The sequence below is a fragment of the Colwellia sp. C2M11 genome (assembly GCF_018860915.1).
GTDB lineage: Bacteria > Pseudomonadota > Gammaproteobacteria > Enterobacterales > Alteromonadaceae > Colwellia.
Window position 1 is genome coordinate 12,215 of record NZ_JAHKQD010000041.1, and the last position, 26,870, is coordinate 39,084.

At 35.4% G+C, this 26,870-nt stretch carries 24 protein-coding genes; 12 read left to right on the forward strand and 12 right to left on the reverse strand.

Annotation, left to right across the window (positions count from 1 at the left end):
* Positions 1-28 precede the first annotated feature (28 nt).
* On the reverse strand, positions 29-982 hold the full coding sequence (locus KO509_RS11330) for a septation protein IspZ (protein ID WP_215973390.1): 954 nt from the start codon (positions 980-982) through the stop codon (positions 29-31).
* A 554-nt stretch (positions 983-1,536) separates the two neighbouring features.
* Here KO509_RS11330 and KO509_RS11335 point away from each other — a divergent pair.
* The 6 genes from KO509_RS11335 (at position 1,537) to KO509_RS11360 (ending at position 9,933) form a co-directional block, all read left to right on the forward strand.
* Entirely contained in the window at positions 1,537-1,950 is a 414-nt protein-coding gene (locus KO509_RS11335; protein WP_215973391.1) for a S24 family peptidase, read from the forward strand.
* Positions 1,938-3,191, forward strand: coding sequence for a Y-family DNA polymerase (locus tag KO509_RS11340; RefSeq protein WP_215973392.1), 1,254 nt, complete (start codon positions 1,938-1,940; stop codon positions 3,189-3,191). The genes KO509_RS11335 and KO509_RS11340 overlap by 13 nt, the downstream gene beginning before the upstream one ends.
* A 36-nt stretch (positions 3,192-3,227) precedes the next feature.
* Positions 3,228-3,794 carry an SOS response-associated peptidase family protein gene (locus KO509_RS11345; protein WP_215973393.1) on the forward strand — a complete coding sequence of 189 codons (567 nt, stop codon included), beginning with the start codon at positions 3,228-3,230 and terminating at the stop codon, positions 3,792-3,794.
* A 533-nt stretch (positions 3,795-4,327) separates the two neighbouring features.
* Positions 4,328-6,184: a monovalent cation:proton antiporter-2 (CPA2) family protein gene (locus tag KO509_RS11350; RefSeq protein ID WP_215973394.1), complete on the forward strand. Its 1,857-nt coding sequence runs from the start codon at positions 4,328-4,330 to the stop codon at positions 6,182-6,184.
* Between the two features lie 466 nt (positions 6,185-6,650).
* The gene (locus KO509_RS11355) at positions 6,651-8,783 is read left to right on the forward strand and encodes a TonB-dependent receptor (RefSeq protein ID WP_215973395.1); all 2,133 of its coding nucleotides are present in this window, start codon (positions 6,651-6,653) and stop codon (positions 8,781-8,783) included.
* 79 nt (positions 8,784-8,862) lie between these two features.
* Positions 8,863-9,933, forward strand: a complete 1,071-nt coding sequence (locus KO509_RS11360) for a PepSY-associated TM helix domain-containing protein (RefSeq protein WP_215973396.1) — start codon at positions 8,863-8,865, stop codon at positions 9,931-9,933.
* 73 nt (positions 9,934-10,006) lie between these two features.
* On the opposite strand, the gene KO509_RS11365 is transcribed toward KO509_RS11360, so the two are convergent.
* From KO509_RS11365 to KO509_RS11375, 3 genes are all read right to left on the reverse strand, one after another.
* Entirely contained in the window at positions 10,007-10,429 is a 423-nt protein-coding gene (locus tag KO509_RS11365; RefSeq protein WP_215973397.1) for a hypothetical protein, read from the reverse strand.
* 111 nt (positions 10,430-10,540) lie between these two features.
* Positions 10,541-11,302, reverse strand: coding sequence for an alpha/beta hydrolase (locus tag KO509_RS11370; protein ID WP_215973398.1), 762 nt, complete (start codon positions 11,300-11,302; stop codon positions 10,541-10,543).
* A 288-nt stretch (positions 11,303-11,590) separates the two neighbouring features.
* On the reverse strand, positions 11,591-13,444 hold the full coding sequence (locus KO509_RS11375) for a 5'-nucleotidase C-terminal domain-containing protein (protein ID WP_215973399.1): 1,854 nt from the start codon (positions 13,442-13,444) through the stop codon (positions 11,591-11,593).
* 161 nt (positions 13,445-13,605) lie between these two features.
* Here KO509_RS11375 and KO509_RS11380 point away from each other — a divergent pair, with 161 nt between their 5' ends.
* Positions 13,606-15,945, forward strand: a complete 2,340-nt coding sequence (locus KO509_RS11380) for a TonB-dependent receptor (RefSeq protein ID WP_215973400.1) — start codon at positions 13,606-13,608, stop codon at positions 15,943-15,945.
* Between the two features lie 207 nt (positions 15,946-16,152).
* Here KO509_RS11380 and KO509_RS11385 read toward each other — a convergent pair whose 3' ends face one another.
* Entirely contained in the window at positions 16,153-17,076 is a 924-nt protein-coding gene (locus tag KO509_RS11385; protein ID WP_215973401.1) for a hypothetical protein, read from the reverse strand.
* 416 nt (positions 17,077-17,492) lie between these two features.
* On the opposite strand from KO509_RS11385, the gene KO509_RS11390 reads away from it, so the two are divergent.
* The 3 genes from KO509_RS11390 to KO509_RS11400 all read left to right on the forward strand — a co-directional run bounded on the left by KO509_RS11390 (position 17,493) and on the right by KO509_RS11400 (position 20,215).
* The gene (locus KO509_RS11390; RefSeq protein WP_215973402.1) at positions 17,493-18,818 is read left to right on the forward strand and encodes an APC family permease; all 1,326 of its coding nucleotides are present in this window, start codon (positions 17,493-17,495) and stop codon (positions 18,816-18,818) included.
* 196 nt (positions 18,819-19,014) lie between these two features.
* Positions 19,015-19,644: a flavin reductase gene (locus KO509_RS11395; protein ID WP_215973412.1), complete on the forward strand. Its 630-nt coding sequence runs from the start codon at positions 19,015-19,017 to the stop codon at positions 19,642-19,644.
* A gap of 145 nt (positions 19,645-19,789) precedes the next feature.
* The gene (locus KO509_RS11400; RefSeq protein WP_215973403.1) at positions 19,790-20,215 is read left to right on the forward strand and encodes a DUF393 domain-containing protein; all 426 of its coding nucleotides are present in this window, start codon (positions 19,790-19,792) and stop codon (positions 20,213-20,215) included.
* A 141-nt stretch (positions 20,216-20,356) separates the two neighbouring features.
* Here KO509_RS11400 and KO509_RS11405 read toward each other — a convergent pair whose 3' ends face one another.
* The 4 genes from KO509_RS11405 to ppiC all read right to left on the reverse strand — a co-directional run bounded on the left by KO509_RS11405 (position 20,357) and on the right by ppiC (position 22,859).
* A complete protein-coding gene (locus KO509_RS11405; protein WP_215973413.1) occupies positions 20,357-20,572 on the reverse strand; it encodes a TIGR02450 family Trp-rich protein in 216 nt (71 codons plus the stop codon).
* A 78-nt stretch (positions 20,573-20,650) separates the two neighbouring features.
* Entirely contained in the window at positions 20,651-21,730 is a 1,080-nt protein-coding gene (gene hemH / locus KO509_RS11410) for a ferrochelatase (protein ID WP_215973404.1), read from the reverse strand.
* 143 nt (positions 21,731-21,873) lie between these two features.
* The gene (locus KO509_RS11415) at positions 21,874-22,254 is read right to left on the reverse strand and encodes a CbiX/SirB N-terminal domain-containing protein (RefSeq protein ID WP_215973405.1); all 381 of its coding nucleotides are present in this window, start codon (positions 22,252-22,254) and stop codon (positions 21,874-21,876) included.
* A 326-nt stretch (positions 22,255-22,580) separates the two neighbouring features.
* Positions 22,581-22,859, reverse strand: coding sequence for a peptidylprolyl isomerase PpiC (gene ppiC, locus KO509_RS11420; RefSeq protein WP_215973406.1), 279 nt, complete (start codon positions 22,857-22,859; stop codon positions 22,581-22,583).
* 381 nt (positions 22,860-23,240) lie between these two features.
* On the opposite strand from ppiC, the gene KO509_RS11425 reads away from it, so the two are divergent.
* Entirely contained in the window at positions 23,241-23,798 is a 558-nt protein-coding gene (locus KO509_RS11425) for a DJ-1/PfpI family protein (protein ID WP_215973407.1), read from the forward strand.
* A 71-nt stretch (positions 23,799-23,869) separates the two neighbouring features.
* Positions 23,870-24,268 (forward strand): ribbon-helix-helix domain-containing protein, encoded by a 399-nt coding sequence (locus KO509_RS11430; protein WP_215973408.1) that lies wholly within the window; start codon positions 23,870-23,872, stop codon positions 24,266-24,268.
* 131 nt (positions 24,269-24,399) lie between these two features.
* Here the strand turns inward: KO509_RS11430 and rimO are convergent, their stop codons facing one another.
* The 3 genes from rimO to KO509_RS11445 all read right to left on the reverse strand — a co-directional run bounded on the left by rimO (position 24,400) and on the right by KO509_RS11445 (position 26,856).
* Positions 24,400-25,866 (reverse strand): 30S ribosomal protein S12 methylthiotransferase RimO, encoded by a 1,467-nt coding sequence (gene rimO / locus KO509_RS11435; RefSeq protein ID WP_215973409.1) that lies wholly within the window; start codon positions 25,864-25,866, stop codon positions 24,400-24,402.
* A gap of 345 nt (positions 25,867-26,211) precedes the next feature.
* The gene (locus KO509_RS11440; protein WP_215973410.1) at positions 26,212-26,388 is read right to left on the reverse strand and encodes a hypothetical protein; all 177 of its coding nucleotides are present in this window, start codon (positions 26,386-26,388) and stop codon (positions 26,212-26,214) included.
* 177 nt (positions 26,389-26,565) lie between these two features.
* Positions 26,566-26,856, reverse strand: coding sequence for a transposase (locus KO509_RS11445; protein ID WP_215973411.1), 291 nt, complete (start codon positions 26,854-26,856; stop codon positions 26,566-26,568).
* Positions 26,857-26,870 lie beyond the last annotated feature (14 nt).

The window sequence follows — 26,870 nt, forward strand, 5'->3', positions numbered from 1 at the left end:
TAACGTTCGTTTATTTCATTTTCGCGTCCTAGGCTAGCTTTTTTCCTGCACGCCAAACGAGAATAAAAAACATCACGAGATAAATCGGTGTTTCAACAAAGGTGTCATAGGTGAGCCACTGATCTTCGGTTAGTTGACTTGCAACACTATAATTCAACCCAGCCATACATAGACCGATCAATGCTAAACCGAGAACAAAGTACCTATGTTGAATAGGGGAATTTAAGTATCTTTCAAAACGGGATCCAAAGTAACCGCCTTTATTAAACACTCCGTCTATTATAAGGGCTGATGCACTGAGTAATCCCATAAACGTCCCCTTGAGTTGAACTAAATACTCACTTTGAAAGGCGATGGAGAATATTGCTGATATTAAAAGCATTATCGTTCCAAATACTGCGAATCCACCTAGTAAGTCGACTTTTACAAAGCGTTGGGCAACCACGAGTGCTAACCCTAAAACAACGCCCGTAAATGCTGCTATAGTTAAGTCCCCTGTGACTTTTGCTACGATAAAAAATGCCGCGCCAGTGCCTATATCAGCGAAAATAGAAGGTTTGTTTTTTTGCCATTTTTCACTTTGAAGCTTTCTTTGATCATTTGCCTCTATTGAATTGTGAGAAACACCTAAATTTTTAAGTTTATTAGTTGCAAAGTGAATGTCTTTGCCTGGGTGACTTTCGTAAATTAAGCTGCTACCTTCCCTAACTTCGATACCAACATTCAACCAACTAAAGTAGCCAACTGAAACCTGTAATTCTTTAGCTTGATTATTGGTTTGATTATTGGCTTGGTTGGTAGGTTGAAACTTATGCACAACCACTTTGAAATCGCCATCAAATAAATGAGAGCATTTGTCTACGAGTGTCCCATTATAAAAAAGCTCTGACGTATAAGTTTTAAGTGAAAAAGAGTATCTCACTTCATAATTGTTACCGTCATAGTGAAAAGGTCTTTTAAAAGTCCATAAACGCATAGTCATCCTGATTATTCCTATTTTTAATATTTTCTAAATTTATTACTTCACTAACGTCATTCAAATATATATTCGACCAAAATTTTGACAGAAAGAAAGAAATAAGCTCTTCTATATACTTAGCGATCTTTTTAATTCTTTATAAATTAGCTCCCCATCTTCGACAGAAAACTTTCCTTTAATTGCTATTAATATCCCATAATTACAAACTGTTAGGAAACATATATTTAAAATTATTGCGATACCTTGGATATTACTGAAAAGTACCAGTAATATCCATTATGAAATTCAATGATACTTGCTCTTATCTTGGTTTGCTGTTGTTAACGTTTCTATTCTTTTTATATAAGAATTAATAGTCTCAGTCGCTAAAATTTAAATAAACAGATTTTTCAACTACTTATTTTGTAAGATTCAATAATAGTAGAATCTAAACAATATGGTGAGAGACTGATTACCAGATAACTATGCACTTTAGGCGAGTTATAATTGATATATTTACCTTTATATATTTAAATAAATCGATATACTGTACAAATACACAGTAGAGTGGTTTATTTATGAAAATAATACCTATTTATATTGAAGCAGGTGTATCAAGTTTTGAGTCTCCTGCTGCAGAATATAAAGAATTAAATTTATCTTTAGAGGAGTTATTACTTCAACACCCTAATGCGACATTTTTTGGCTTGGCTAATGGTAGATCAATGGAAGGAAGGGGAATATTTAATGGCGATGTTCTTGTTGTTGATAGAGCTGAACATATAAGTAATGGCGCTGTTATTGTTGCTAACTTTAACGGATGCTTTGTATGCAAAATTATTGATACGGATAAGGCACTTTTATTATCTGCATCCGATGAACATAAAGCCATTAAAATAACAGCATCAGATGATTTTCAGATAGAAGGTGTAGTAACAGTATCTTTTAGATTGCATAAGAAATTACCCACATTATTATCATGTTTGGCTTAGTTGATGCCGTTTCATTCTATGCTCGTGCGGAAAAAGTATTTGATCCGAGCATCAGACATAAACCTGTTGTCGTCTTAACTAATAACGATGGCTGTATCTGTGCCGTTTGTCCTTTGGCACGGCAGCTTGGTATACCTAAGTTCATACCTTATTTTAAAATTAAAGATTTTTTAGAAAAGCATAACGTTGTTGTTCGCTCTTCAAACTATGAACTTTATGCGGATTTAAGTGAGCGAATGATGAACGTTATCGCTCGATTTTCTGATAATCACTACATTTATTCTATCGATGAGTCTTTTTTACATTTCAAAAACTTTAGCTGTATCGATGATTGGCACCAATACGGGCATGTAATACGTAAGACTGTTTGGCGGGAGACACGCTTACCTGTTGGTGTTGGCTTTGGATCAACGCTAACACTAGCTAAAGCGGCTAACCATGCGTCAAAAAAATTATCGGGCTTTGATGGTGTTGCTGTTATTGACGATGCTAACTCTCGTAAAGATATACTCTCTCGTATGTCACTCACGGATGTATGGGGTATTGGTAACAAGCTTGGTAGGCGGTTAAGTTTATTAGGGCTTAAAACTGGTTGGGATTTAGCCAATCAATCAGCTAAAGTAATGCGTAGCCAATTTAGTGTAGCCGTTGAACGCACCGTAAATGAATTAAATGGCATGCCGTGTTTACAATGGGATGAAATAGGGCAAGATAAACAAGAGATATTTTCTACCCGCAGCTTTGGGCAGCGAGTTACTGATGAGCATGTACTTAAAGCTGCACTAGCAAGTCATGCGAGTATTGTCGCAACAAAAGTAAGAAGGCAAGGGTCTTTAATTAAACGGTTAGTTATCTTTGCATCAAGCTCGCCACATGACGATAACTATTATAAGAAGTCCTTTGTTTATGAATTTCCTGTCGCTACGGACAACACTTTAAAAGTCGTGGGTGCTATTTCTTTCGTATTTGATAATATTTATACACAAGGCGTAGCGTTTTATCGCTGTGGCGTAGGTGGTATTGCATTAGAAAACAGCCAATTTCAGCAACAAGATTTATTTACGCTAGGTATAAATAATCCACCATTAATGAAGTGCTATGACCAAGTAAATCATCGTTATGGTCGAGGAACCGTTGAAGTAGCTGTTGCGGAGAAAAATGATAAATGGGCAATGAAACGTAACTTTCTCTCACCCAGTTACACCAGTAAATGGTCAGATATCCCTAAAATACTATGTTAATAGCGTTTTGGTTAAAATAAGAATGTTGAGGTCAGTATGTGTGGTCGGTTTAGTGTAAACAACAATTTAACACCAATAGTGAGCGAGCTATTTAATACGCATTACAGCGTAGAAACGAATGCTGATTTGCGTCCAAGCCAATCGGTAGCCACAATAGTTCATAGTGGATCAAGCTATCAACAAGTAAATGCCTTATGGGGTATTCAGCCTAACTGGTCAAAAAAATTAATTATTAATGCTCAATCTGAAACGGTAGCGATCAAGCCAACTTTTAAGGAAGCACTCCAAAACCAGAGGTGTTTAGTGCCTTGCAACGGTTGGTTTGAATGGAGAACAGAAGATGGCAAAAAGGTTAAATATTTATTTGAACACGCGAATAAAATGCCCTTATATATGGCTGGTATATTATTTCAACGTGAGCATACTGAGCTAGTCACGTTAACCACTCAGCCCAATACTCAATGTGGTCAATACCATAAACGTATGCCTGTTTTAGTACTATCAAAAGATAAAGATTATTGGTTCAATTCTCCAGTTCATGAGCTTGAACCATTATTACAACATGTGGAAGATAGGGTTATTAGTATTCAACGAACGGATTAAAACTAGAGCATAATTATTGTTAATTGGCATAGTTGCACCTACCCTCTTCTCTTCTAAATAAGTATAGAGCCTTCGATTTTATCGGGTACAGATTAGGCTACAAATTTTACAGTTAACAACTTTACGGAGTATAATGATTTTTTCAGATATCCAGTCATAAACCTTTGCGTTATTTGGGTCATTAAGATCCTAAAGCTAACCTAATACAAATTGAAGTAGTCCCTAAAACACTATATAAAAGTTTACATGACATTAGTTTCTTCTACATTCATGAAAATATGCAAGAGCGCATTTTTTACTGTGATGATTTCGTGTACTTTTTATAACACTAAGTTTATTTAATTAATGCTTTATAGTAAAAATAAAAATATCTAGATAATACCCGTTTCATATAACAAGTGACCACATTATTTTATGAGAAGGTATATACCAAGTCCATTAAGTTAGTTCCCACTCAGAGCTTGCCAGGGGTATTACATCATCATAAAAATACTGATACGTAATTTTTGTTAAAACAATAAGAAGAGAAACCTATGTTAGAAATGGCAGTCATCTATTTAGCCGCAGCCATAGTCGCTGTCCCCATTGCCAAACGTTTAGGCTTAGGCTCCGTGCTTGGCTATCTCATTGCTGGCATTATTATTGGCCCTTTTGCTTTTGGACTTGTTGGCGACCAAACTGACGTGATGCATTTTGCAGAATTTGGTGTAGTTATGATGTTATTTTTAGTCGGTTTAGAGCTACAACCTTCAAGACTATGGAAATTAAGACACTCCATTATGGGCTTAGGTGGATTACAAGTTTTACTGACTAGCGCACTGTTTTTTGCTATTGGTTATTTTATATTAAATTTACGCTGGGAAACTTCATTAGCCATAGGGCTTATGCTGGCATTATCATCTACTGCTATTGTATTACAAACCTTAACCGAAAAAGGTTGGATAAAACAAGAAGCCGGCCAAAACGCTTTCTCTGTACTGTTATTTCAAGATATAGCGGTTATTCCAATTCTAGCTTTATTGCCACTGCTCGCTTTTACCCAAATAGGTAACGTTGACGTTGCCTCAAGCCATGGAAACTTAATAGAGCACTTTCCTGTTTACGCACAAGTATTAATATCACTAGCGACCATTGCTGCAATAGTATTTGCAGGCAAGTACATTTCGACACCACTATTTCGTTACATAGCAGAGACACGTTTACGCGAGCTATTTACCCTTTTCGCTTTGTTTTTAGTGATTGTTATTGCTGTCATTATGAAAAAAATTGGTTTGTCTTCTGCTTTAGGCACATTTTTAGCCGGTGTTGTCTTAGCAGAAAGTGAATTTAGACACGAATTAGAAGTTGATATCGAGCCTTTTAAAGGGCTATTACTTGGCTTATTTTTTATTACCGTGGGTGCATCAATTGATTTCCCGTTATTAATAGCACAGTTTAGTAATGTTATGCTCTTTGTCGTTGGGTTAATTGCCATTAAAGCGCTCGTTTTATATATCCTTGCTTACGTATTTAAAATGAAAAGCAAACAACAATTACTGTTTACTCTAGCGTTAGCACAAGGAGGTGAATTTGCCTTTGTATTGTTATCACTAACCAGCACACTACAAATTCTCAGCGTAGAACAAACAAAACTCACCACGTTGGTTGTCGCTATATCAATGCTAATGGCTCCCTTGTTATTGATGTTTTATGACAAAGTTATCAACCGCGAAGATAACTCACAAAAATCGTTCGATAAGCCTGAACAAATAGAAGCGACTAAAAATGTCATCATTGCCGGCTACGGCCGTTTTGGTCAAGTTATTGGTCGTTTATTAACAGCACAGGGATATCACTTATCCATTCTTGACCATAGTCCTAGCCAAATAGAATTATTAAGGCGCTTTGGTAATAAAGTCTTTTATGGTGACGCTGCACGTTTAGACTTACTAACCGCTTCTGGTGCAAATGGAGCACAATTATTGGTTATCGCCATTGATGATGCTGACAAAGTACTTCAAATAGCAACAATGGCCAAAAAATACTATCCTCACCTAAAAATTGTCGCACGAGCAATTGATCGCCGCCATGCTTACCAATTAATGCATCTTGGTATTGAGACATTTAAGCGTGAAACTTTTGATTCAGCGCTTAACTTAGGTGTTGAAGCCCTCACCCTCTTAGGTAATGATCAGGCCGATGCCAAGCGAGCAGGTGAAATATTTGCTAAACATGACAATGAATCATTAACTGCACTCGCTGATTTATGGGGCGATGACCATAGTTATGGGGTCGCAGTAAAGCAACGCACTGAAGACTTACAACAAGTATTAAACAACGATAAATCAGAACAAGATAGGTTAAATACTTGCCGTAAAAGTAACGGCAGCACTTGTGATGACACAGAATAAAGTACTTCAACAACGCCGGTGAATACCTCTAATTAAGTACGTAAAAATACAGGTAAGCTTTAGGTGTATTTAAAAGTTACCTGTATTAACTTCAGATGAAACCAAGTAATAAATAGACGTTCACTATTACGTTTTTAAAGGCCCTGCTCTGACGTCTGACGAAGCAGTCTTTGTAAAACTCTGCGACTTACAATAACTGCTAGACAAAAGCTGACATTAACTTTTTATTTTCTGAGACCAGTTAGAGTCTAGTAAAATCATTAATTTTATATTAAAAAATCCTCATACAACTTATCTCAAGTATCACTCATCTACTGAGATTATTTATAAGGTGACTTATTTAATAATATTCTATTTTTAAATAAATGAATTGTAATGAGAACGATTTTTATTTATATTCCTTTCGTTGTTTATTTTCAAACTAATAGTTCTTTATAATATTCTACTTAATTTTGATGGATACCCTATGAAATTACAATTATCACTCGTTAGCTGCGCCATTATTTCTTGCTTTAATTTCTCAAGCCATGTACTCGCCGACGACATCAAAGATACATCACCCACTTCAAGAGATGTTGATGAAGTCGTCGTCATTACCGCATCTCGTGTCGAGAAACCACTTAGCCAAATTCCAAACACTATAACTGTTATTGATACTGAAGAATTAGAGCAACAGTTGTCTATTCAGCATGATATTTCAACGGTATTAGGAAATTTAGTCCCAAGCTTCTCTCCAAGCAGACAAAAGATGAGCGGTTCAGGTGAAACTATGCGGGGCCGTAGTCCACTATATCTAATTGATGGTGTACCGCAATCTAATCCATTACGAGATGGTGGTCGAGATGGACATACCATAGATCCATTTTTATTAGAAAGAATTGAGGTGTTGCACGGAGCTAATGCTATTCATGGGTTAGGTGCTGCTGGTGGTATTATTAATTTAATTACCCGTAAACCCACTAAAGAATTTGAGCAAAAGATAAAGATTGATACTCAATTTCAACCGGAAGATATAGGGGAAAGTGCAAGCTTTGGGGTAAGTTATAGTTTAGCCAATCGGTGGAAAAATTCTGATTTATTAATGGCATTTACATTACGTGACACTGGCATGGCCTATGATGCAGATGGTGAAATAGTTGGCGTAGATAATACCCAAGGTGACACTATGGATACTTCTACCTTTGATGGCTTTATTAAGGCTGGTTATGAATGGGAGGATAGTCGTGTTGAATTGATGGTTAATCAATATCAAATTAAAGGTAATAATAGTTGGGTATCTGTTGCTGGCGATGTAGATGCTGATATACCCAGTACGGCTGTCAAAGGTGACATAATTGGTGATCCAGCTAAAAACAAAGCGACAACCGCAAGTATCAATTATTCAAAACAAGACTTTTTAGGTCAAAGTTTATCTATCAAGGTCTTTCATCAAGACTTTGCTGCTACTTACGGTGCTCAAGTAAGTCCAATTGCAACTTTTCAAGACGCTGAATATGGAGAAAACTTAATTGATCAGTCTCAAAATAATTCTGAAAAGACGGGAATGAAAGTTACTTTTGTAAATGATGAACTAATGCAGTTACCAATAAGTTTAGTGTATGGTTTTGACATACTACAAGATCAAACATGGCAAGCATTAGTGCAAACAGGCCGAACTTGGGTACCCGAGACACAATACATTAATTATGCTCCGTATGCTCAAGTAGAATACTCAGGTATAACAGCATTGAATATCACTGCTGGTGTGCGTCATGAGGTAGCTAAACTAGATGTTGATGACTTTACTACTTTAGCTTCTTACGGCAGCCAATTTGTTGAGGGCGGTTCACCAGAATTCTCTGAAACGTTAATCAATTTAGGAGGTACCTACAAATTAAATGATAACTGGCGTGTATTTGCTAATTATGCTGAAGCGTTTTCAATGCCCGATGTAGGTCGTGTATTACGTGGCATTAATATACCTAACCAAAGTGTCGAGTTCTTTTTAGATTTAAAGCCTATTCTTACTGAGAATACAGAACTAGGTCTTGAATATAGAGGTAATGACGTACAAGCGCAATTAACTTATTACACTTCAGAAAGCGATTTTGGTCAACGTTTAGAGCCTGATGAAGATGGTATTTACTCTGTTAAACGAGAGATGACAGAAGTAGATGGTTTTGAGTTTAGTGCCGATTGGGCATTTTCATTAACAGATAGTTTAGGCTTACGTTATGCAAACTCTGATGGTCGTTATGATTCTGATGAAAATGGTAGTGTAGACAGCGACCTAGGGGGCTCAGATATTTCGCCTGATCGTATTAATATTAGCTGGGACAGTGACTGGAATGATATTTTGACAACACGTTTGCAAGTGAACCATTTATTAGATCGAAAACAACGAAATAGTGATAATGACATTGTGAATGAATTTGACGGTTACACTACCGTTGATTTCAGTGCGAATATTGCTGTATTTTCGGGACAAGTAACACTCGCTATTCAAAACTTAACGAATACAGATTATTACTCTTACTATTCTCAATCTAACCCTAATGATTTACGTAATTTTAAAGGGATCGGACGTTCATTTTCGGCAGCATATCAAATAAGCTTTTAATCACTAAAATCGTTAATATATTATTTGTATAAACAAGGCTTCTTAATTGGAGCCTTAATTCCTTTATTTTAGAGAAATCATGAAACTAGCAACTGGTTTAAAACTTAAATTCTGGCATAGATGGTTAGGAATCATAGCCATGCTCCCCTTAATACTATCAGCAGTTACTGGCATCGGATTAACATATAAAAACAAACTAATAGAGCTATTTGTTAGCCAGCAGGGAGAGTTGCCCAAAGATTATCAAGTTGGAATGATTGTGAAGCAATTTGATCAAGTAGTAAGCATAGCCCAAGAATATACTATCAAACGTATTAAAGCGCCAAATATTGATCAACCTTATTGGACTATAACCGAAATTAATGATCATCATACTTTACTTAATATTGAGACATTAGCCCCTTTCAACAATAATTTGTGGTTGATGGACACTTTACATTTTTTTCATAAAATACATGTTGAATTACTAACAGGAGATATTGGTAAGTGGCTACTATTTTTCAGTTCCATTATTGCTGTAGTCTTAACCTTATCAGGAATATATCTCTGGTGGCCTGGCCGTAAAGGGTTTCGCTGGCGCTTTGTTAAAGTTACTCCATGGACAGGCCGTAAAGCAGCGACCTTACTGCAATTTCATCGACACAGTGGGATAGTTTTTACTCCAACGTTATTTATCATTGTATTTACTGGGGCTGTAATGATGTGGCAAAAACAAATTAGTCCTATATTTCCTCCATTACAAGTACTACCAAGTATTGAAATATCTGCTAACACGAACCCTAATACACCAAGCAAGGCGTTAGCTTTAGCATTGATACAGGTACCTGATGGTTGGCCGACATTTTTACAAATACCTGACTTAGATAAAGTCAATAAATATAGTTTTTATCGATTCAGATTTCAGCTAAATAACGAATGGCACCCTAATGGCCGTACCTCTGTTAATGTATATCCACAACAAAATAAAATGATAATGTCGCAGCGTTCAGACACCCTACCATGGCAATACCGATTAATAAATCAATCATATCCATTGCACAGCGGCTATGGCATGCATTGGCTCTATGTATTATTGGTATTGTTTTCGGGGTGGTATTTATTATGGCTAAATATCAGCGGCGGATTAAATTATTTATACCGGAGCAAATAATCGCTAAATTATTCTAACAAATGCACACATCAACCTTGGTAATGTCTGGGACTATAGCTAGAAACTCACTGTACTATTTACGATACTCATATTTTACTTTTAAACCGGCGCTTTTCCTACCATTGGGGTTAATGTAGCGAGCTTTATAAAGATCAGAAATACTAATAATTAATTCTGTATTACTAATCCAGCGTACTTCAAGTCCCGTTTCTTCGGGACGACCATCAAAGGTAAATAGATTTTCTGCGGTTAATTCGGGGTTATCGCTTTTTACATCAACACCACCAAAGAAATCTGTTGTGGCTCCGCCACAATCGCCAATCGATATTTCAGCTACTTGTTTTCCGTCAGGAGAAGTTACAGATTTTACTACTTCATGATAGCAAGTAGATTCACAACCTTTGAGAAAAAATGAAAAAACAGCCCAAAGAACTAATAATATCCAAAAGGAATAGCCACCAAAATTAAATAGGACTTTCTTAATCGTAGAACTCATCAACTCTCCATGAACAACAAACACTTAAAATAATAGGCAAAAATGTTGGCTAAAATAAGCAACGAAACAGCAAAATAACTGTTTTTTGTCTTTTTGAGTGCCTTATTAGATTTATGGGTGCACCAACATACTGTTTGCTACTTTAACAATTTCGTTTGTTGCTTGTATATATGTATTTGAATGACCACCGTTATTAACTATATGTAGCGAGACATTGCCACCATAACTCCAATTTTGTTGTAATTGACTTAAAGGTGTTTGTGAGTCCTTAGTACCTTGAAAAATACTAACAGGAATTGCTTTTAATAAAGAAAGAGGTTCGCTTAAGTCATAGTTTTTTGAAAGCAAGTGCTCTATTGGCAAAATTCTCAGTGGGCTTAAATACCACTTTGAATTTAAGTAGTTATTAACTGCAACCGATAATGACGGAGCAACAGCTTCTATAATGAGTCCTGATACTTTATTTTCTTCTATAGAGTGTGCTGCAACAGTTGCTCCTAAAGAGCGGCCATAAACAATTGTTTTTTCGGGAGGACAATTTAACGAAATAGTTGTCATTGCATCAGTAATTAACCTTATTAAAGATGCAATATTATCTACTCGACCTATAGCTCCATCTTGTCCCGAATACGAAATAGAGAACACCTTGAAGTTATTATTTTGGAAAGCTCTAAAAAGTGTTTCTTCGTATTTTTTTATCCCTCCGTGACGTCCAGGAAAAAATACAATACATTGATCTTCAGATTGCCCGTACTCACGAACAAGTAATTCATTGTTGAATGAATCGTAAAACTTCAATGTGTGTAGCTCTTCTGTTGTAGAAGTTAAAATAATATTTGGAAATAAATAGCGTGGCATCTGCTCGTACAGCAAATATGCTCCTATAGAAAAGTAGGCACAAATGAGAAGGCTACATATTAAAAAGGTTCGATACACTTGATTACCTTGAATAAACCTAACGTCTCAAATAAAAGCTAAAATTGTTGGCCAAAATAGCGAAGCACAAGTTAACTAGCACACTCGCTTATAGAATATATCAGAGCAAAACAATAATACAGTGAAATAGTGACTCAAAAGTAAACTTATATTGTCTATTTTTCTAAAGACTGTACCGTAAGCAAAAAATGGATTTAGCTATTTTATAGTTTACAAACTTAACTCCTATAAAATATTTAAACGTCGGTCTTTGCTCGCGTTAAGCATTGTTTTTTCACGTAACGATTGTATTATTTCATTTCGCATGATGAAACCGGTATTAGTATTACTTAGTTTTGTTACATCGTACCCAATAATAGTATTTTTTAGACCTGCACCAATTATATTACCTTTCCAACCTTGATTTCCGTTAGTAATATAATCACCAAGCACTAATCTGAATTTGTGATTTATATCATAACTAGTTAACTCTTTTCCATGTACCTTTATGCCCGCAGCAGTAGCCGTTGTTGCGTCATCTGATAGGTTTATGGTGTATCGTATTGATGATGAAAAGTGTAAAAAGCCTCTATTAATAAAGTCGTTTAAATCAACCTGCTCTATCTCTTCTTGTCGAACAATTCGTTTAGCATTACTATCTAGAAAGTCTTGAAGTTGCTTAGGACTTAATTCTATAATTTGAATTACATCAGCATAAGGCATGATATTAAAAAAATCTTTAAATAATAATGTTGAATTAGGTGAAATGCCTCCAATAATACCTGATGCGTTAATCGCAACACCATCAATTTGTTTATCACTATAATTTCGTTGCCGAGAAAATAATGCATCTGTTAGTATATTGGCGATAAGGTTTTCACCAATATAGCGTGTTTTAAGGGTATTTTCGGTCGATAAAAGTGGGTTATTGCTAACATCAATTAATTTTTCAAATAGTAGATGATTAAAACGTTTAAGTACGGGATCAATAAATTGTTGCTGAAATACCTCGTCTATTTTTGATCCTTTGTTTATATTGGGCGCTATGCCATGCATAATGTTGTTTTTAATGTTTAATGTTGGTTGTTTTTGCTCTTGACTATATTCCAGTGAAAAATTTAACTCTCCTAAATATTTTCCCCAACTCCCTGCTTGTAATATCGGAACTCCATTAATAATATTATTCTCTTCTAAACCATTTTTGTTTAGAAGTGTATGTGAGTGTCCGCCCACAATAATCGAAGGTATAGATAAAGTACTTAATAGCTCGGCGACTTTTTCATCACCATCAATACCTGATTGTCCATATCCTAAATGGCTTAGGATCAGAATCATATCTACGCTGGATTCAAGTTGTATGGCAAGTTTTTTTAGTGCAGGTAAAGCGGGTGCAACTTTAAATTGAGGGTCATCTTTATGATTTGTTTTAGTATCTTCATATGATGTTAGGCCAACAATAGCAATTCTTACGCCATTAACTTCACCTATAACGCTAGGCGAAAATATAGGGTAGTTAATTACAGAAGAATGACTAATATTAGCAGATAATACTGCAAACGTAGCATTTTGCTTTATTGTCCTTTTGAGCGTTTCTACACCACGATCTAGCTCGTGATTACCAATTACAGCAGCGTCTAATCCTCCAGAAGAATAAGCATGATAGGGTAAGCTCATCTTAAATGTGCTTTCATTTGTGCCTAATAGCTCATCATACACTTCTCCTGTATGGTCATCTCCTCCTGATACAAACAATACAGAACTATCATTTTTTTTACGTGCCTCACCTACAATTTTCATCATCTGTGCAAAGACAAATGTATCTCCTTTTTTTTCATCCGGAATAATTATTTTTCCGTGTAAGTCATTAAAGTAAAAAAGTGAAATATCTATTTTTTGAGGTTTTTCTAGAGGTGCTAATGTCGATAAAAGGCTAGAGTTAGTGTTCATTTTTTGTTGTGTATGCACTTGATATAAACTTGTGAATATACTGCCATTACTTCTGATTTTTTCGATATAGAGCGGAGTAGCTTTAATAGCTAACGAGGATAATAAAGTAATACCAAGTAATATCTTTATTAGATTATTTTTATTCAATCTCATTTTACAAACCTTAAAGTATAGATTAAATCAACTATCTCAAATAAAAATGTCAAAAATATTACAACTTAGTGTAATTAAATATTCATAAAGTATGCGTATTGTTTTTAATTCTAATAATTTTTAATTCCTAATTAATTATCATAAAAACCGGAGTATTTTTAATGAATAGTAACAAGTTAAATATCAGTTTAGTGGCTATATCGATAGGTTTACAGTTGAATTCATTTAGTACCTTAGCACAAGAAAATATTAGTACGGATCAGGAAATAGAACAAATTATTGTTACGGCACAACGCACAACTAAAAACTTGGAAGATATACCCGATGCGATATCAGTTGTAGCAGGCGAAGAATTAGATAAGCTGAATGTAGCGAATATGTTTGATCTTAGTGATCAGGTGCCAGGGCTAGTTGTCTCTAGTGTGCAAGGGTATCGTCCATCTATTACAATTAGAGGTGTCGGTAATGAAATACCAGATAATGCTGGAACTAAACCTGCAGTAGCATTCCATATTGATGGTATTTTTATGACTAATGATTATGCTTTATGGTCTGATTTAGTTGATATAGATCGCGTTGAAGTACAGCGTGGTCCAGATGGTACAATTTACGGAAATAGCTCAACAGGCGGTGCTGTTAATATTGTAACCAGTAAGCCAGAAATTAATGATAACAGTGGTTTTACAGATTTTACTTTTGGTCAATATGACACAATGAACTTTCGGAGTGGTGTCAAAATCGGACTATCTGATAGTGTTGCTATTTCTTTATCAGCCTCTCATCGACAACATGATGGTTATAGTGAAAATAAAGCGCTAAATTCAGATAATGAACTTGATGAGAAAAATGACACAACACTACGTGGACAATTGCTTTGGCAACCCAATGATGATCTTGAACTTATGGTGCAGTATATGCAGTTTAGTTCAGATACTAACGGGCCAGCCTTAAAAGGTAATTACGATACTATAAGTGATGATCCTCGTATTATTTATCATGATACCTCAGAGTTTTATAAGCTGGATAACGAGCTTTTAGGTCTGCATTTAAATTACAATTTTGATGAAACTATATTGAAAGGAATTTTTTCTCGTCAAACATATGATATGCGTAGGCGTCTAGATATGGATCGCTCTAGTTTAACGGCTAATGACCCTGCTCCTATAGAACTAGCGACTGACAATATACCTAATTTATTAGGTCAAATGCCTATTCAGCAGTTTATTGGTAATTTAACGCAAGAAGATACAAGCTATACCGCGGAACTGAATTTACTATCTAACTATATTAATAGCGACTTCAGTTGGAACTTAGGAGCATTCTATCTTGATACTGAAATATTCAGTAATACGCGTAATTTCTTTGATGCTGATAGAGATGGTGAAACTATTAATGAAATTATACAAGGGCCTAATATATTTGTAAATAATTCAGATATTGACTTTGTTAATTCTGATTATCGAAACTTTAGTTCACACTCTTTTTTCGGACAAATTAGTTATGCAATTAACAATAACCTTAGCTTAACTGGTGGCTTAAGATATACCAAAAATACTTTTACTGATGAACGATGTAGTTTGAATTGTGTGCCAGAACGTTCGCCTATTACGAGCACACCTAGTAATAAAACGGATAATATTACAGGTCGTGTTGCTATTGATTATAGTATTAATGAGAATGCTATGGTTTATGGCACTATTGCTACAGGTGTTAAACCAGCTGGCTCAAATAGCAGTACAGATTTAAGGTTTTTCCCAGAGGTATTTGATCAAGAAAAAGTTACAGCATATGAGTTAGGAAGTAAAAGTAAATATTTAAATAATCAATTACAAGCGAATATTGCGGCTTTTTATTATGATTATAAAGATTATTTGTTTGAGTCTAGTGGTATTGGCCGTTTTAACTCCGGTGCATCTAACTTGCCCAAAGCAGAAATTTATGGCCTAGAGTTGGAAACGTTAGCAAATATCACTGAAAGCTTATCTGTTTCAGCAAACTTTACTTGGATGGGCTCAAAAATCACAGAAGGAAGAGATGCAATAGACCGAGCCGAAGCTGAAAATGCTTCAGTAGGCTTAATCGTATCAGGAGCTTCAAATGACGAAATCAATGCTGCTCGTGAAGCTACTGCTGTCGATCTTACTGGTAATAAGCTAGCCAAAATCCCTGAATTTGTCGCTAATATTCGAGCTACTCATCAATATGATCTTAATAATGGTAGTATGATTCGTAGTTCACTTAGTTATAATTTTCGAGGAGACTATTATTCAAGAGTATTTAACTCAGAAATTAGAGATTTAGTTGATTCTTATAGTATGGTGAACGCTAATATCGCATTTTTTCCTGCACAAAGTAGTTGGACTGTAGCATTAAATATTCAAAACTTATTTGACAAAGATGCTATCTCCTCATTGCACACTGATACCTTTGGTATTGGTGTAACAAGTGCACAATATTTACCTCCAAGAGTTGTTAGCTTAACAATGAAATATGAGTTCTAAGAATATGATCCGTTAAATATAATTATTTTATTGGAAATATTTAAGCGCTTTATATTCTCATATTTATAAAGAGGTTAGTTCGCTTAATATTTCATGTTTTTATAATGCGTTTACTTGATTTCAGGTAAACGTTTTTTATTATCTAGACAATAATGTCAGACTAAACTTCCACTGCCCGCTGAAGATCCAAAACTATCATTCATCTATTTAGTGTAATTCTAATGCTTTCAGCAGATTAGTTAACGACTTTGATAGTTTATAATCTTCTAATGGCTTAACACGCGAAAGAGTGAAGTTTCCATTACTAATAAGCCGTTCCGGATAACGTTCAAATCGCTGTTCAAAGTCGCCTTGAATCAAATCATTTAGAGGATATCTTAAGGTTATTTCGCTAGCAAAAATAGCCCCTTGCAGTTTAGTGCTTAATTCACCATCATTTTGCTGTAACCAATCGGGGTTAAAATTCATTCTTGCTGGGTATGGTAGCCCAGGCGTATAAACCGTAAAAGTTGCTAGTTGCCCAGGTTGATAGTCCAATGTAGCAAACTTTAATTGATCTTCATTTGAAATTTCGAGTATTCCACTCCAGTAGCCAAACCGTTCATTTTTATGTGTTGAGCTTATCGTGGTTAACTTTTCTGTTTCTTGCGCAATAAATCGCTCAGGTGTTGTTTCAACATTAATTATTTTTAGTCCGTAGTTTAAGCTGTATATTTCTCCTGATCCTAGCTTAACGGCTTCTGTCACTAGATAGTCCTGATCTAAAAATTTTGTAAGAATAATTTTTAATGGTAGTTTCTCATCTGCTGTGTGGGTATAAATATGGCAGTTAAACTCATCACATTCTATATCTTCATTTGTGAACGAGACACTTTTTTGGAACTGCATACCTGATGCAATATTATATGAAATTAAACTATGCTGGTTGTTAGACATAATTTTCAATACTTTAAATTCTGTTCCTGAACGGCTAATTCCTTCCCAAGTGCCAATGGGAACGGTTTTTTTTACGTTGTGTGGATGACTATTCTTTGTTGCGTTCTCTAAGCTGTGTTTTTGTTGATAATCTTTACTTGGTTGCGAGGTGCAGCCTATGATACTCATCAAAACAATAATAATGAATATTTTCAATAGTATTCCTAATGTTTAGCTTTCTTGAAAACCTGAGTTTAATACGTTGTTAATAACACCTTCAACGCTTATTTTACTTATTTAAATATTAAACAATAAAGCAATAAAATTAGGGGTAGCAATAACTGCTTTGTCATATTATTGGCCAAAGTAAATGTTATTTACTGCATTATTTAACAAGCATTTAGTAATGACTAAGTAATAATAAGTAGCATCGCTAAATGTCAGAGTTTCTTCAATTATTCACCGTTAAATCTTACTAAAGAATTCTCTAAAAAACAGTTCAAAAAGTAATGACATTATGCAAATTAGGTAGATAATAACCATACAATAGTTACTTTATTTCATAGAGATAACAAATATTCTTTGTAATAAAGTTCCTTTATTAATAAATACTACATAAAAAAGCAGTTACGATGAATTTAAAAACAGAATCCTCCTTAGAAAAAAAAGCATTTGGTTTATGGAGTGCGGTATTTTTAGGTATAGGCTCCATGGTTGGTGCGGGAATTTTTATTGTTATTGGAGAAGCCGGTGTAATTGCCGGAAATCTAGTTACTTTCTCTTTTGCTATTGCCGCAGTTATCGCATTATTTTGTGGTTACTCATTAAGTAAACTTGCTGTTCGTTACCCAAGCCGGGGCGGTATCGTAGAATATCTTACACATGGTTACGGCGAAGGCGTATTCTCGGGCGCGCTTGGTGTACTATTTTACTTCGCCCAATTAGTTGCCATAGCAGCCGTGTGTAAGTCGTTTGGCACATATGCAGCAACCTACTTCCCAAATAGTGATAGTAATTTAATTCTTAATATATTTGCCGTTTCTATACTGTCTTTTTTTGTCATTATTAACTTTATTGGCGCCTCAATTGTCGCTAAAGCTGAAAATATAATTGTGGTTATTAAACTACTCGCGTTAATTATTTTTACTGTAATAGCATTATTTTATATTCAACCTGCGCGCCTAACATTAGCCAATGCGCCAGCGACTTTACATGTTTTTTATGCCTTAGGATTAACATTTTTTGCCTTCCAAGGATTTAGCGTTATTACTAACAGCGTTGAAGATATGGAGAGCCCTGAAAAAACGATGCTTAAGGCGATGATTATTGCCATTGCTCTTGTTACTGTTTTGTATATAGCCGTTGCTCTCGCCGTTTTTGGTAACCTTTCTTTAGCAACTATTATAGAAGATAAAGATTATGCTTTAGCTGAAGCGGTTCGCCCTGCACTAGGTGAATGGGGATTCAAAATTATAGCCATCACAGCGTTACTTGCTACCGCATCAGCGATTAATGCTACCCTGTATGCGGTAACGCAAATTGGCTACACGTTAGCAAAAGAAGGTAACTTACCTGAAGTATATGAATACCATATTTTTAATAACACAGAAGGGTTGTTAATTTCTGCATTACTTATAGTCCCAATGATTTTATTGTTCGACTTAAGTCAAATTGCCAGCATAGCGGCTATCTCGGTATTACTGATACAAGGATTTACGCATACAGGTCATTTATTTAAAATCAAAGAAACTAACGCCAAAATATTCTGCGTTATCGCTGCCGTTGTTGGGTCTTTTGGTGCCGCACTTTTTGCAATTGCCTATTCATCTCAATCAATGCCGAATATTGTTTATTATATTCTTTCAATTTTCTTTATCGCGTTTATGTTCGAAGTAATCATGCGTTTGTATACAAATAGGGTTATACAAAAACAGATAGTATCCACAGATGAAAAATAAAAAGCACTCATAATACAAAGTAATAAAGCAATTAATACTAACGTTTATAATTACTTATATTGTTCTTCAATAATATAAGTAATTATCACTATTTATTTGATCTTAAATTAGCTTTCGTACGTATAGGTTTTATTATGAAACTAAACGTTGAGTATAAAATAAATTGCGACATTTAAATTACCTCGAATTAGTGAATATGGCAGACAGCTATAGAGCTAAACTGATAAACAGTTTATCTGGTTTTAAAAGTGCTAACCTTATTGGCACCGTCAATAAACAAGGCCAAACTAACTTAGCAATGTTTAGCTCTGTTGTTCATCTTGGTGCCTCCCCTGCACTCATCGGTTTTATTACCAGACCACACATAGTTACCCGACATACTTTAGAAAACATTCTGCAAACCAAGCAATATACAATTAATCAAGTAAATAAAAATATTTGGCGTTCAGCTCATCAGACATCAGCACGTTACGATGCAGATCAATGCGAGTTTAAACACACAGGGCTAACACCTATGTTTATTGATGAAGTTAACGCCCCTTTTGTTAAAGAAAGCCTGTTAAAGTATGCGTTAACACTTGAAGAAATAATACCTGTTGCGGCAAACAACACCCAATTAGTCATAGGTAAAGTAACAAATATTATTTGTGAGCCACACGCGATTCGAAAAGACGGTTACATTGATATTGAATCGTTAGAAACGGTTAGTATTTCCGGATTAGATAGCTACCACGTAACTGAGCGGCTATCTCGATTAAGTTATGCAAAAAAAGACAAGTTACCAGAAGATCTTTCTATCGACGGTGATAGATTGAGTAAACAATAAATATACCATCGGTAATGAAATATTAACAATAAATTGCATTACCGGATCGTTATTTTCGATGTATATACTAGATGCATAACTGCACTTAATATTTGATGTAGCTGATATCAATTTAACTATTTGATGACCTTGTTTGGAGATAAACATGCTTAACATTTTTTATGATGGTAACTGCCCCTTATGCGCCGCAGAAATGAGTCATCTTAAAAATTTTGATACCAATAATTTAATTACCTTAGTTGATATACACCAACCAGACTTTGAAGCTCTATACCCTAATGTACAATTTTCTGATGCAATGAAAATACTCCACGGATATTATAACGGGCAAGTTTTATTAGGATTAGAAGTTACCCACAGAGCATGGACTCTGGTTGGAAAAGGTTTTTGGGTTGCGCCACTTAATTGGCCAGTGATTAAAACAGTGAGTCATTGGGTCTATTTAGGCTTAGCTAAATATAGACATCAAATTTCATCATTTTTAGCTAAAACATTTAATATGAAAACCATTGATTGCGGTACGGGTACTTGTAACGCAAAAACGTTAAATAATCATAATAAAAAGCACTAAAGTAGTATAAACGCAACTGCTTTAGTGCTTTAGTGCTTTAGTGCTTTAGTGCTTTAGTGCTTTAGTGCTTTAGTGCTTTAAAAAGTATCCCATCCTGAAATTATTTTAAACAGTGATGTCAGTAAATTGATGCTAAACAAACTATTTCCACCCCATAAGCCATTTATCACGCAACTTTAGCTCACGCCAGTCAATATTATATTCGTTCTTGGTCATTACGGCTTCTATCACGCATTCAATCACGTTTTGCTGTTCATCAAACTTAACTACAGTGATAACAAAATGCTTTTCTTTTTTTGTCACCTCAACCTTAGTCCACTTACTGTGTATCAGTGCTTTGGGATTAATCTTATTTATGTGCTTTGTCTTTATATGCTCAGCGTTCATATACTTGTGCCCATACGTTTGGTGTTATTACAATTTAGCTTGTTAAAATTAATCCTTCGCACCTAACGTTGTCGCTAATTCAAAACGTTGAGCTGTGTCACTATTAACAGACCAACCTTGTAAATGTTGTTCTACTAGTTTCGCCATCATTTCAATATGAGTTGATTCTGCATTCAGCGCAGGAATATACTCGTACCTTTCACCGCCTGCTTCCATAAAGTAGTCACGATTTTCGATACCGATTTCTTCAATGGTTTCTAAACAGTCTGCTGAAAAACCTGGGCAAACTAATTGCACTGATTTAACGCCTTGTTGCGCTAACTCTATCAATGTTTTGTCTGTGTAGGGTTGCAACCATTCTTCACGGCCAAAGCGTGATTGAAAACTAACTAGGTACTCATCTTCATTCAAGCCTAAGTTTTCTGCGAGTAATCGAGACGTTTTATAACACTCACAATGATACGGGTCACCATTAAGCAGATAACGTTTTGGAATGCCGTGGTAAGTGAAAATCAACTTGTCTGCCCGGCCATTACTTTCCCAATGTTGACGAATTTTGTCTGCTACAGCTTCAATATACTCAGGAAAATCATGATAATGGTTAATAAAGCGTAATTCTGGTATTAAACGTTTTTTAGCTAAACTTGCTGCTACGGCATCAAAAGTAGATGCTGTGGTAGAAGCACAATATTGCGGATAAAGCGGTAACACTAATAATTTACGTACGCCTTGATTTAGCATGTTATCAATCACTGAATCGATGGAAGGTGAGCCATAACGCATGGCAAATTCAACAACTATATTCTCGCCATATTTTTGCTTTAGTACTTTATTCAACCCATCACTTTGATCTTGAGTATGAAATAATAACGGTGAGCCACGCTCTGTCCAAACAGTACTATACGCTTTAGCAGAACGTTTTGGACGAATATTTAAAATAACCAAGTTAAGGATCATCCACCACAGCAAGCGCGGAGTCTCAACAACACGTGGATCTGACAAAAATTCTCGTAAATATCTTTTTAACTCAGTTTTTTTAGGCGCGTCAGGTGTGCCTAAATTAGTAATCAGTATTCCAATCTTATCTTGTTGTTTATGGGTGAAGCTGGAATTTCCTTGATATTTCATTTGTTTACTCAGTATGATTTGAAAATAATAAATTAACGATAATGAGACTTTAACATTACTTGCATGACTCATTAACGCTAGATAAAAATAAGTATTAGTTAAAGTAACATATGCATAGATAACGTATGTATATGTTATTTTAATTAAGCCATGTTAGTTACAGTAGTATTTGCAGAGGCAATTAACAAATCCATAATAAGTGGTGAAGCCCCTATATGCGGCGCAACATTTATTCCAATATCTGGGTATAACGCCCTTGTTTCATTAATCATACTTGGAATATCTTCAATAACATGACGCCCAGAATTTAAAAAATAAGGCAGTACAATAATTGATGTTGCGCCATCATCAACACATAGCTTTATACCATCAGGTATTAAAGGTGCTGATAATTCTAAAAAAGCGGCATGAATAATAGTGTATTGCGCTGAACATTGGCTTTTTAATTTTTCGGCTAATATAGCAACTTCTTCATTAGATTGTTTTCTTCGGCTGCCATGAGCCACTAGTAATAATGCTTTCATAAAACGTCCTAATAAACCTGAATTCGTCTTTAAACTTATCTTTGAATTAGTTTTAATAATGTATTACTACTTATACGGTTGATGCGCTATTTTAGTTCAATGCCAAGTCCATTAATTTAAAGCTTACTTAAAAAAATCGACAATCGCTTTTACTAATCGCAACAAGCATTAGCCGAAAATACATTACCTAATAAACCATTAGCCACAAAAAAACCCGATTTATAGTCGGGTTTTTAGGTTTACCTGCTTCGTATTCAATGTTTTTATATAAAACACCCGTGAAGCAGAATACTGATATACCAATCGCTAGGTTAGGCTAATTTCAGCTAAGTTCGGTAAAGCGTTTTAATAATATGATATCCAAATCTTGTTTTTACTGGCCCATGAACTTTCAGTATTGGTCTTTTAAAGACAACTTCATCAAAGCCTTTAACCATTTGTCCTCTTTTAAACTCACCTAAATCGCCTCCTTTTTTACCAGAGGTACATATCGAGTGTTTCTTTGCTAACTTGGCAAAAGGTTCTCCTTTAGCAAGAAGCTTTATAATCTCTCTTGCAAGTTTTTCCGATTTTACCAATATATGAACTGCACTTGCTGATGACATATTACTCTCTTTAAAGACTTTGATTTTGTCATATTATACGTTACTGTCAGGCTTAACATAAAGAGCTAAGCCCATTTAAAACATTATTGTTCTATTTTATCCCTAATTTAAACGTAAAAAATTCTCTCTGTTTAAATCCTTTTCATGGTCTTTGGCATGAACTATTTTTATTCAAGTAGGTATTTCAATTTTTCCTAACTCTTTAAAATGATACATTCTATTGATAGCCAGTTCATTAATAAAAAATCCAAATGTAGTATTCCTATATTACCTGTGTTTTAGTTATGATGATTTAATGAATGTTGCAAAATGCATTCATTAGAGGAACCTTAACTCATTTAACGAATGTTATTCTATTATAACTATATTAAGGATTTACAAATGGCTAAAGTACTTATGATCACGGGAGATTTTGTTGAAGACTATGAGAACATGGTCCCCTTTCAAGCTTTATTAGCAATGGGGCATGAAGTAGATGCCGTATGCCCTGATAAAAAATCTGGAGATATGATTGCTACTTCAATACATGATTTTGAAGGTGACCAAACTTACACAGAAAAACGTGGTCATAACTTTGAGCTTAATGCCTCTTTTGCCGATATTACTGTCGAAGATTACGATGCGTTATACCTACCAGGTGGCAGAGCCCCTGAGTATCTACGCTTAAATGCAAAAGTTCTGGAAATAATTCAGTATTTTTTCACTAGCGATAAACCGGTCGCATCAATTTGTCATGGTCCTCAGTTACTCACTGCTGCTGGTGTGCTTACAGGCAAAAAAGTATCTGCTTACCCAGCTTGTCAACCAGAAATTAAAATGGCTGGTGCAGAATATATAGAGTTACCGATGGATGGAGCAATTACTGACGGTAAGCTGGTAACAGCTCCTGCATGGCCTGCTCATCCAGCTATGTTAAAGCAATTTGTTGCCTTGCTTTAACATAACTATATATGCCCACGCCACATGAAGCTTTAAGTGGCGTGGGCATAATTAATATTTAGAGAGTCACCATGTGTCAACTTTTCATTAATGCCGATAATCAATTATGGGCCTATAAAACTAAATCACTTCGTATAGACGGAGTTGTTACATCAATTCGTTTAGAGACCTTTTTTTGGGAAATATTAGAAGAGTTATCGTTTCGTGATCAAATGACGGTAAATCAAATGATTACTAAGTTGTATCATGAGTCTCTTGATGCTGATTATGACATTAGCAACTTTACTTCTTTCTTAAGAGTTTGTGCTTCGCGCTACTTATCATTAATAGCCGATGGCGATCTCACTAGAGAAAGTGATACTTCCTTAAGTGATGTAAATACTCAAGATATATTAGGCCAAGAGTCTATTCGCAGACGTGAACGCAAAGTGCGCTTCAACCATGCTATTAACAAACATTCAATAAATTAGTAAACACTCGTTTTTATATAATGTCACTTCTAACATTAATTACATACTTTAAAGAAATTCTTGGTTCAAAGTATGTAATTATAGCGATATCGTTACAAGGTCAAATTAATCGAAGGCGCTAACCTAAGGCATTAACCTTCTTCATCTTCTACGCGAACGCCCCAAGCATCATGCTCATCAGCATGGATAATTTGCACCCAAATTTGATCACCTGGCTTAGCATCGTAATCATCAGACAAATAAACCTTACCATCAACCTCTGGTGCATCCATGTATGAACGGCCAACAATACCAAGATCATTAATTTCATCAACTAAGATTAAATACTCTTGACCAATACGTGCTTGTAATTTTTCAGCACTTATTCGCGCTTGCACAGCCATAAAACGCTGTAAGCGATCTTCCATTACTTCATCTGATACATGATCAGGTAACGCATTAGCGGTTGCGCCTTCAACTGGTGAGTATTTAAAACAACCTACACGATCTAATTGTGCTTCTTCTAAAAAGTTAAGTAGCTCTTCAAATTCTTCTTCAGTTTCACCTGGGAAACCAACAATAAAAGTAGAACGAATCACTAACTCAGGACAAATCTCGCGCCACTTAGCAATACGCTCTAATACTCGGTCTGAGCTACCAGGACGTTTCATTAGTTTAAGAATGCGCTTGTTGGCATGTTGGAACGGAATATCTAAATAAGGCAGAATTTTACCTTCAGCCATTAACGGAATAATTTTATCAACATGTGGATAAGGATAAACATAATGTAGACGGATCCAAACACCCTGCTTTGCTAGCTCTTCACACAACTGCTGCATGTGTGTTTTAACTGGCATACCTTCCCAGAAATCTGTTTTGTGTTTAACATCAACACCGTAAGCAGAAGTATCTTGTGAAATAACTAATAATTCCTTAACACCAGAGTCAACCAAGCGTTTTGCTTCACCTAACACATCACCGACTGGACGAGAATCTAAATCACCACGCATTGATGGAATAATACAGAACGTACAACGGTGATTACACCCTTCTGATATTTTTAAATAAGCGTAATGTTTCGGCGTTAATTTAACACCCTGTGGCGGAACTAAATCGATAAACGGATTATGCACCGGTTTCGCAACATGTTTATGTACTTGTGTTAATACTTCATCGTAGGCATGCGGCCCCGTAACACCAAGCACATTAGGATGAAGTTCTATGATTTCGTCTTTTTTAACACCTAAACAACCGGTAACTAACACTTTACCATTAGCCGCTAGCGCTTCACCGATAGTATCTAAAGACTCTTGTACTGCTGAATCAATAAAACCACAAGTATTCACAATCACTAATTCCGCATCGTCATAACTATTCGTTACATCGTAACCTTCAGTACGCAATTGAGTAAGAATACGCTCACTATCAACTAAGTTTTTAGGACAGCCGAGACTTACGAAGCCTACCTTTGCAGCGACTCCCGAAACAAGTGCTGTTTCATTATTTGAAGCGACAGTCGCTTTACTTTGCTCTTCAATCATTTTAGATGGAATATCTAACGTGGTTGTTTGGCTTTTATTTGAGTTACTTGTGCTTGGGTCGAATTGTTCTACGGTCATGTGCTCTCTCAACTTGAACTGTATAGCGTTGTCGATGCATTAACTTATCGTTTAATAAGGTATTACAGCGTCATAAATGGTGGTTTAACTGTCTTTAGTGCAAATTCTGGCTTTACTTGGAATAAGCGATTAGGCAGTTTTTTAATGCGTGAGATTATACAGGAATGTGAGCTGAGGATGAATAAATGTTTTTTGAGTTGTATTTGGCTAGCTCTAGATAGTAAATTTGGTGTTAGTGACACTTGCTAAGCGGAAAATAACGATTGGCTAAAATCGTGAAGCAGGAGCAAAAAAAACTGTATTTTGTCCTTTGAAATGACTTGTATGCAGTTTATACCACTAACCTCATGTCGACATTTTTAATAAAAACAAACCTAACCCGCCAAATAAAGTTAAAAATACCACCAACATTATAATTAACGTTTTAGATTCACCTAATGATTTCATTAACCCCATTTCAGTCGGTAACACTTGCTCAAACAGACTTTGATCTTTAATTTTATTTTTTTGATTTCTATCCATAATACATATCCCATATAGAACTAATACTACTAACACCTGAATAATGTATGACTAGTTTGGTAATTTTATTACGTCTTTTGCAACTAAAAATGACAAACTAAAGTTAATCACTGTTCATTCTCTTGTATAGATAATAACACCAAACTAAAACACAAAAAACAACACAGGCATTTCAACTCATGCTTTATAAGCGAGTGTCCCCGTTAAATCCCACGCATTAGCAATGCGGCGACTAGTGATAAAACCACGAGAATAACCAAAGAGAATTATTTTTAACATCACAGACGGTGAATAGGCAGCTGCGCCGCCATTGTCGTTTTGATACCACTGTTCGAAGCCCGATAAATCAAGGTGATTATCAACAATATGCGCAAGCGCATATTCAAACGTTCCGGGGACTATTTGTTGTGAGAAATCGATGGGGATGAACTTACTTTGACAGGATAAATCAGGTTTATAATTGGCCATGATATTTTGCTATC

What these genes read in the sequence shown, in the direction of transcription:
- KO509_RS11330 (WP_215973390.1), bottom strand. Translation starts at nt 982, where the DNA reads ATGACTATGCGTTTATGGACTTTTAAAAGACCTTTTCACTATGACGGT.
- KO509_RS11335 (WP_215973391.1), top strand. Translation starts at nt 1,537, where the DNA reads ATGAAAATAATACCTATTTATATTGAAGCAGGTGTATCAAGTTTTGAG.
- KO509_RS11340 (WP_215973392.1), top strand. Translation starts at nt 1,938, where the DNA reads ATGTTTGGCTTAGTTGATGCCGTTTCATTCTATGCTCGTGCGGAAAAA.
- KO509_RS11345 (WP_215973393.1), top strand. Translation starts at nt 3,228, where the DNA reads ATGTGTGGTCGGTTTAGTGTAAACAACAATTTAACACCAATAGTGAGC.
- KO509_RS11350 (WP_215973394.1), top strand. Translation starts at nt 4,328, where the DNA reads ATGTTAGAAATGGCAGTCATCTATTTAGCCGCAGCCATAGTCGCTGTC.
- KO509_RS11355 (WP_215973395.1), top strand. Translation starts at nt 6,651, where the DNA reads ATGAAATTACAATTATCACTCGTTAGCTGCGCCATTATTTCTTGCTTT.
- KO509_RS11360 (WP_215973396.1), top strand. Translation starts at nt 8,863, where the DNA reads ATGAAACTAGCAACTGGTTTAAAACTTAAATTCTGGCATAGATGGTTA.
- KO509_RS11365 (WP_215973397.1), bottom strand. Translation starts at nt 10,429, where the DNA reads ATGAGTTCTACGATTAAGAAAGTCCTATTTAATTTTGGTGGCTATTCC.
- KO509_RS11375 (WP_215973399.1), bottom strand. Translation starts at nt 13,444, where the DNA reads ATGAGATTGAATAAAAATAATCTAATAAAGATATTACTTGGTATTACT.
- KO509_RS11380 (WP_215973400.1), top strand. Translation starts at nt 13,606, where the DNA reads ATGAATAGTAACAAGTTAAATATCAGTTTAGTGGCTATATCGATAGGT.
- KO509_RS11390 (WP_215973402.1), top strand. Translation starts at nt 17,493, where the DNA reads ATGAATTTAAAAACAGAATCCTCCTTAGAAAAAAAAGCATTTGGTTTA.
- KO509_RS11395 (WP_215973412.1), top strand. Translation starts at nt 19,015, where the DNA reads ATGGCAGACAGCTATAGAGCTAAACTGATAAACAGTTTATCTGGTTTT.
- KO509_RS11400 (WP_215973403.1), top strand. Translation starts at nt 19,790, where the DNA reads ATGCTTAACATTTTTTATGATGGTAACTGCCCCTTATGCGCCGCAGAA.
- hemH (WP_215973404.1), bottom strand. Translation starts at nt 21,730, where the DNA reads ATGAAATATCAAGGAAATTCCAGCTTCACCCATAAACAACAAGATAAG.
- KO509_RS11415 (WP_215973405.1), bottom strand. Translation starts at nt 22,254, where the DNA reads ATGAAAGCATTATTACTAGTGGCTCATGGCAGCCGAAGAAAACAATCT.
- ppiC (WP_215973406.1), bottom strand. Translation starts at nt 22,859, where the DNA reads ATGTCATCAGCAAGTGCAGTTCATATATTGGTAAAATCGGAAAAACTT.
- KO509_RS11425 (WP_215973407.1), top strand. Translation starts at nt 23,241, where the DNA reads ATGGCTAAAGTACTTATGATCACGGGAGATTTTGTTGAAGACTATGAG.
- KO509_RS11430 (WP_215973408.1), top strand. Translation starts at nt 23,870, where the DNA reads ATGTGTCAACTTTTCATTAATGCCGATAATCAATTATGGGCCTATAAA.
- rimO (WP_215973409.1), bottom strand. Translation starts at nt 25,866, where the DNA reads ATGACCGTAGAACAATTCGACCCAAGCACAAGTAACTCAAATAAAAGC.
- KO509_RS11440 (WP_215973410.1), bottom strand. Translation starts at nt 26,388, where the DNA reads ATGGATAGAAATCAAAAAAATAAAATTAAAGATCAAAGTCTGTTTGAG.
- KO509_RS11445 (WP_215973411.1), bottom strand. Translation starts at nt 26,856, where the DNA reads ATGGCCAATTATAAACCTGATTTATCCTGTCAAAGTAAGTTCATCCCC.